This is a genomic window from Mycolicibacterium vaccae NBRC 14118 = CIP 105934, from assembly GCF_001552715.1.
GTDB classification, from domain to species: Bacteria; Actinomycetota; Actinomycetes; order Mycobacteriales; family Mycobacteriaceae; genus Mycobacterium; species Mycobacterium vaccae.
Genome location: NZ_BCRS01000228.1, coordinates 1 through 6,981 on the forward strand (window position 1 = coordinate 1; position 6,981 = coordinate 6,981).

Consider the following 6,981-nt stretch of genomic DNA (forward strand, 5'->3'; position numbering starts at 1 on the left):
GGCCGCCCGCCGCGCCGCCGCGGGCCGCGCCAGGGCGCTCAGCGGACCGCGAGAACCGGCGGCTGATGCGCACGCACCGGGGGCGGTGCGGTGGTGTACTTCTCGACCTGCACCAGCACATGCGCCCCGGTGCACCCGCGCGCCAGCGCTGAGGTCCCGACGTCCTCGGTGAGCACGTTCGGGTTGCCGTGCACGCACAGCGAATCCGGGTCAGCCGGATCGGCGGGGTCGAACCACGCCCCCGTCGACAGCTGCACCACCTGCGGACGGACCCTGTCGTCGAGCACCACCCCGGCCAGGCACGCGCCCCGGTCGTTGAACACCCGGACCACGTCACCGTCGGCGACGCCGCGCGCCCGGGCGTCGTCGGGGTGCATGCGGATCGGTTCACGGCCGGCCACTTTCGAGGCCTGACTGGCCGCGCCGCCGTCGAGTTGACCGTGCAGCCGGCCCGCGGGCTGGTTGGCGATCAGGTGCAGCGGATAGCGCCGGGCACGCGGCCCGCCGAGCCACTCGGTCGGTTCGAACCAGGCGGGATGCCCGATGCAGTCGTCGTAGCCGAAGCCGTCGATATCGGTCGAGAAGATCTCGATCAGCCCACTCGGGGTGCCCAACCGGTGCACGTCCGGGTCGGCGCGGAAGTCGGCGAGCAGGGTCAGTCCGTCGTCGGTCGGCAGCCGCAGCCGACCGTCACGCCAGAACCGGTCGAACGACGGAACCTCGAAATCCAATGTCGTAGACCACTTCTCGTACATGTGGCGGAGCCACTGGCGCGACGTACGGCCCTCGGTGAAGGCGTCCCCGACGCCGAGACGGTGGGCCAGCGCGGCGAAGGTGTCGTAGTCGTCCCGCGACTGCGCATAGGGTTCGGTGAGCCTGGGCATCGCCATCAGCACCGGGTCGTTTCGCGAGCCCGAGAAATCGTCGCGTTCAGCGAAAGTGGTTGACGGGACCACGATGTCGGCATGCCTGGCCATCGGCGTCCAGTACGGTTCGTGCACCACCACGGTGTCGGGGCGGTGCAGGGCGCGGCGCAGCCGGGGCAGGTTCTGGTGGTGGTGGAACGGGTTGCCGCCGGCCCAGTACACCAGCTTGATGTCCGGATAGCGCAGTCGCAGACCGTTGTAGTCGAACGGCTCACCGGGGTGCAGCAGCATGTCGCTGACCGCGGCGACCGGGATGAATGTCGGCACCGGGTTGACACCCTGGGGCAGCCGGGGCAGCCCGCACCGCAGCGGCGCCAGGCCGGGCTCGTTCATCGAGCCGTAGCCGTGGCCGAATCCGCCACCGGGAAGCCCGATCTGGCCCAGCATCGCCGCCAGCGTCAACCCCATCCAGGGCGCCTGCTCGCCGTGCCGGGTGCGCTGCAGCGACCAGCTCACCGTCACGATCGTGCGGTGGGCGGCCATCCGCCGCGCCAGCGCGGTCAGGTCGTCGGCGTCGAGACCGCTGATCCGCGCGGCCCACTGCGGCGATTTCGGCACCCCGTCGTCGACGCCGAGCAGATAGCGCTCGAACCGCTCGTACCCGGTGCAGTAGCGCGACAGGAAAGCCCGGTCGGCCAGGGATTCGGTGGCCAGCACGTGGGCCAGCGCGAGCATGATCGCGACGTCGGTGCCCGGGATGGGCGCGTGCCAGTCGCACTCACCGGTGACGTCGTCGCGCAGCGGCGAGAACGACACGATCCGGCCGCCGCGTGCCCGGAAGCGGTCCAGCGCGTCCCGCGCCGGGTGGGCGGTGGTGCCGCCGTGGTTGACGCCGGTGTTCTTCAGCGCCACCCCGCCGAAACACACCATCAGATCGGTGTGTTCGACGATGACCTCCCATTGGGTGGACCGCTTGAACAGGTCGTCGTGGGTGCCGACGACGCGCGGCATGATCACCCCGGTCGCCCCGAGGCTGTAGGAGTGGCGCGAGAAGGTGTATCCGCCAAGGCAGTTCAGGAAGCGGTGCACCTGGCTCTGGGCGTGGTGGAAGCGTCCGGCGCTGGACCAGCCGTACGAACCGCCGTAGACCGCCTCGTTGCCGTGCGTGTCGATGACCCGGCGCAGCTCACCGGCCAGCCGCTCGGTGAGTTCGTCCCAGGACACCGCGACGAACTCGTCGGCGCCCCGGCGGGTGCTGGGCCCGGGGCCGTCGTCGAGCCAGCCGCGCCGGATGGCCGGACCGGTCACGCGGGAGATGTGCCGCACGGAGCCGGGCAGATTGCCCAGCGCCGGTGACGGATCGCGGTCGCCGGGCAGTGGCGCCACCGACGCGATGTCGCCGTTTTCGACCGTGGCGGTAAACGCTCCCCAATGCGTGAGGCTGGTCTGAGCTGCGGACACCGCCATGAGTCTAGGCGGCGCGGCCCCGTCCACAGCGACCAACCATCCGGTTGGATGGGGTACGTTGACGGCATGGGCGCCTCCGAATCAACCTCAGTCATCGCCTACCAGCGCACGCTCTTCGAGCCCGAGCACGAGATGTTCCGGGAATCGTTCCGCGCCTTCCTCGACCGCCATGTCGCCCCGCATCACGCGGAGTGGGAGCGGGACAAGCTCGTCGACCGGGACGTGTGGCTCGAAGCCGGTAAGCAGGGCTTCCTCGGGATGGCCGTGCCCGAGGAGTACGGCGGCGGCGGTGTCGACGACTTCCGCTACAACACGATCATCACCGAGGAGATCACCGCGGGCCGCTACAGCGGACTGGGAATCAGCCTGCACAACGACGTCGTGGCGCCGTACCTGACCCGGCTGGCCACCGAGGAGCAGAAGCAGCGCTGGCTGCCGAAATTCTGCAGCGGCGAGCTGATCTCGGCGATCGCGATGACCGAACCGGGCACCGGCAGCGATCTGCAGGGCATCAAGACCCGCGCGATCAAGGACGGCGACCACTACATCCTCAACGGCGCCAAGACGTTCATCACCAACGGAATCCACTCGGACCTGGTGATCGTGGTAGCCCAGACCGACCCCGACAAAGGCGCGCTGGGCTTCTCGCTGCTGGTGGTCGAACGCGGGATGGCCGGCTTCGAACGGGGCCGCAAGCTCGACAAGATCGGCCTGGACGCCCAGGACACCGCCGAGCTGTCGTTCACCGACGTCAAGGTCCCCGCCGAGAATCTGCTCGGCGAGGAGGGCCAGGGCTTCGTCTACCTGATGCAGAACCTGCCGCAGGAGCGGATCAGCATCGCGATCATGGCGGCGGCCGCGATGGAGGCCGTCCTCGACGTGACGCTGCAGTACACCAAGGAGCGCAAGGCATTCGGCAGGCCGATCGGCAGCCAGCAGAACAGCCGTTTCCTGCTCGCCGAACTGTCCACCGAAGCCACCGTGGTCCGGATGATGGTCGACGAGTTCGTCAAACTCCACCTCGAGGAGAAGCTGACCGTCGAGCAGGCCGCGATGGCCAAGTGGTACTCCACCGAGAAGCAGGTCCACCTGATCGACCGCTGCCTGCAACTGCACGGCGGCTACGGCTACATGCGCGAGTACGACGTCGCGCGCGCCTATCTCGACGCCCGGGTGCAGACCATCTACGGCGGCACCACCGAGATCATGAAGGAGATCATCGGTCGCAGCCTCGGCGTGTGACCGGTGCCGACTCGCCCGACTCTCGGGGTTTCGCTGCATATTCTTGGTCTGGATTCGGCGAGGTGACTTGGTTATCGACCTCCGCTGACGCAGAGTGAACGCACGCGGTAACTTTCTCAGAATTTTGCAAGGAGCTTGCAGAAGGACCAGTCGCCGACCGCGGGGAGGAAGAATGAGCCGGCAGATGCTGCGCCTACGTTTGGTCGGTCGTCTGACGGTCGGGTTGCTGGGAATCGCCACGGCGCTCCTGATGGCCCCGTCCGCGCTGGCCCAGCCCGAGGTGGAAGCCAACGATGCGATCACCGCGGCATGGCAGGCCGGCGGGGGCGACACCGGACCGCTGGGCCCCAAGGCGGGCGACGTCTACCCGGCGGGTGACGGGTTCGTCCAGAACTTCGCGTCGGGGAAGATGTTCTTCACCCCGGCCACCGGTGCCCGCTTCATGCAGGGCGCCATCCTGGAGAAATACGAGTCCCTTGGCGGTCCCGCCGACAGCGACCTCGGGTTTCCGACCATCGACGAGGGTCCCGGCCGTGCCCCGGACAGCCGCAACAGCACGTTCAGCGCCGCCGACAACCCGGTGATCTTCTGGACGCCGGCCACCGGCGCGCGCGTGGTCCGCGGGCCGATCAACGCGGCGTGGGACAAGCTCGGCGGATCGTCCGGCGTGCTCGGGGTGCCCGCCGAGGACGAGACCTATGACGGGCCCGTCGTCCGACAGAAGTTCACCGGTGGTGAGCTCGCCTACGACTCCGCGACCAAGGCGTTCACCACCGTCCCCCCGGAACTGGCCGGCCCGCTCGCCGACCTGGAGGTGCCCGACGACCCCGTCTCGGCGATCAACGCCGCCCGCCGGGCCGCCGGCGGCGCGCTGGGCCCGCTCGGCGCCGCCGAGGGCGAGCCGTACGAGATCGGCGACGACGGGATGGGGCAGGACTTCGTCAACGGCAAGATCTTCTACAGCCCGCAGACCGGCGCCAACGTCGTCACCGGCCAGGTGCTGGCGAAATACGAGAGCGTGGGCGGCCCGGAAGGCGACCTCGGCTTCCCGGCCACCGGCGAGCAGGACGGTGGGCAGCCAGGCAGCCGGATGAGCACGTTCGCCGCCGAGGACAAGCCGGTCATCTTCTGGACACCCGACCATGGCGCGGTGATCGTGCGCGGCGCCGTCAACGCCGCCTGGGACAAGCTCGGTGGCGCCACCGGTGAACTCGGCGCTCCCGTGGCCGACCAGACGCAGAACGGCGACGTCATCACCCAGCGGTTCAGCGGAGGCGCCATCTCCTGGGACACCGCGGCCAGGAAGTTCAGCACCGAACCGGCGAGTCTCGGCCCGCAGCTGGTCGGCCTGGAAGTGCCGGCGGAGGAAGCCGCCCCGGAGGCGACCCCGCCGCCGGCGCAGGCTTCGGACAACAGCGAGAGTTCCGGGCTGAAGTGGACGTGGTGGTGGCTGCTGGCCATCGTTCCGCTGTTGCTGCTGGCCGGTCTGGTGGCGTTCGCGGTGGTCCGTAGCCGCGGCCGCCGTGGCGAGGTCGATCCGTTCGCGACGACCGACGACGATTCCGGCCGCGGTTACGAACCCGCCCTCGCCGGCGCGCAGACGGCCCACGACGAGGGCCGGGAGGACGAGCTGTTCGGTGAGCGCTACGCCCGGGAGGGGATCGGTTCGCTCGGTTCGGCCACGCCGTCGGCGGCCGGCGAGCTGCGGTCCGACACTGAGTTCTGGGGGTCGCAGACTTCCGGCGAGGGTGCGCAGGACGAGCCGGTCGGCGAGCACGCCGATCCCGACACCGTGGACACCGCGCCGACACGGGTGCTGACCCCCGACCCCGAGACCCTGTCGCACGACGTCGCCGACGACCACGGTGCCGACAACTACGGTGCCGTCGGCTACGGCGCCGACAACTACGATGCCGATGACCACGGTGCCGACAACTACGCTGCCGATGACCACGCTGCTGACGACCACGCTGCTGACGACCATGGCGCCGGGGTCTGGGACGACGCCGCCGCGGACGCCGAGATCGCCGCCGACCGTGAGCCGTTCGTGGCGCACTTCGGGGGTCCGGTCGAGGCACCCGGCGGGGCTTCCGTGCCGGCGCGCGACCCGATGACCGACACCGGACGGCACGCGCGTATCGACGTCGACGAGCCGCTGCCGTTCGGTACCGCTCTGCACATGCCGTTCGACGATCCGGGCGAGGTCCCCGAGGGCTACCCGATCAAGGCCGACACCAGGTCCGGCCTGTACTGGGCGCCGGACAGCGCCGACTACCACGAGGCTCCCGTCGAGATCTGGTTCGCCACAGAGGAGATCGCGCGCACGAACGGCTTCGTCCGAGGCGAGTGAGCGGGGTGCCCGTGGACCGGGTCGGCGTCCCGCTCAGATCTTGCGGATGACCGTGACGACCTTGCCCAGGATCACCGCGTCGTTACCGGGGATCGGGTCGAACGCGGGGTTGTGCGGCATCAGCCAGACCTGACCGCGGGTGCGCTTGAAGGTCTTGACCGTGGCCTCGCCGTCGATCATCGCCGCCACGATGTCCCCGTTGTCGGCGACGTTCTGTTGTCTGATCACGACCCAGTCGCCGTCGCAGATCGCCGCATCGACCATGGATTCGCCGACCACCTTGAGCAGGAACAGTGACCCCTCGCCGACGAGTTCGCGGGGGAGGGGGAAGACGTCCTCGACGGCCTCCTCGGCCAGGATCGGGCCGCCCGCCGCGATGCGACCGAGCACGGGCACGAACGTCGGCTCGGGCAGCGCATCGGATCCGGCCACGTCGGTCTTGACGATCGGCACGGCGTTGTCGTCGAGCTCGCGGACGTCGACCGCGCGCGGCCGGTTGGGGTCCCGGCGCAGAAATCCCTTGCGCTCCAACGTGCGCAGCTGGTGGGCGACCGACGACGTCGAGGTCAGCCCGACCGCGTCGCCGATCTCCCGGATGCTGGGCGGGTAGCCGCGGGTGCTCACCGACGCGCGGATGACCTCCAGGATCGTCCTCTGACGCTCGGTCAGACCGGAGTCGCGGCCGCGACCGGTGCCGGTGCTGTCTCTGCTGTCATCGCTCATGTGCCCGAATCTAACCCGGCAGCCCGGGATAATCAAACATGTGTTCGAGGCGTGTCGCGATCGGATCAACCGATCGTCGCACCCGCTCGTCGCCCGACGGGACTTGTCGGTGCCCTCGGTTAGCGTTCGCAACAGTTCGATCACGTGTTCTATCAATCGAACACCTGATCGAGTAATCTTCGAACACAAGAGCGAACGAGCCAGGACCGAAAGGCGAGCTGATGACCATTCTCGACGATCGTGCGACGTGGAACGAGTTCGAACGCGCGCCCCGGTTGCGCGTGGACGCGGGCCGGGCCCGCCCCGTGAGGCCGGTCCGCAGGCCGCCGGCCC

4 protein-coding genes are annotated in these 6,981 nt (G+C 69.4%); 2 read left to right on the forward strand and 2 right to left on the reverse strand.

Annotated elements, in window-relative coordinates; translation table 11 throughout:
• Positions 1-38 precede the first annotated feature (38 nt).
• On the reverse strand, positions 39-2,333 hold the full coding sequence (locus MVA01S_RS27665) for a molybdopterin guanine dinucleotide-containing S/N-oxide reductase (RefSeq protein WP_003933653.1): 2,295 nt from the start codon (positions 2,331-2,333) through the stop codon (positions 39-41).
• Positions 2,334-2,399: 66 nt separating this feature from the next.
• On the opposite strand from MVA01S_RS27665, the gene MVA01S_RS27670 reads away from it, so the two are divergent.
• Complete coding sequence (locus MVA01S_RS27670; protein ID WP_003933654.1) at positions 2,400-3,575, forward strand: acyl-CoA dehydrogenase family protein; 1,176 nt, start codon at positions 2,400-2,402, stop codon at positions 3,573-3,575.
• Between the two features lie 172 nt (positions 3,576-3,747).
• A complete protein-coding gene (locus tag MVA01S_RS27675) occupies positions 3,748-5,925 on the forward strand; it encodes an LGFP repeat-containing protein (RefSeq protein WP_003933655.1) in 2,178 nt (725 codons plus the stop codon).
• 33 nt (positions 5,926-5,958) lie between these two features.
• On the opposite strand, the gene lexA is transcribed toward MVA01S_RS27675, so the two are convergent.
• Positions 5,959-6,648 carry a transcriptional repressor LexA gene (lexA, locus tag MVA01S_RS27680; RefSeq protein WP_003933656.1) on the reverse strand — a complete coding sequence of 230 codons (690 nt, stop codon included), beginning with the start codon at positions 6,646-6,648 and terminating at the stop codon, positions 5,959-5,961.
• Positions 6,649-6,981 lie beyond the last annotated feature (333 nt).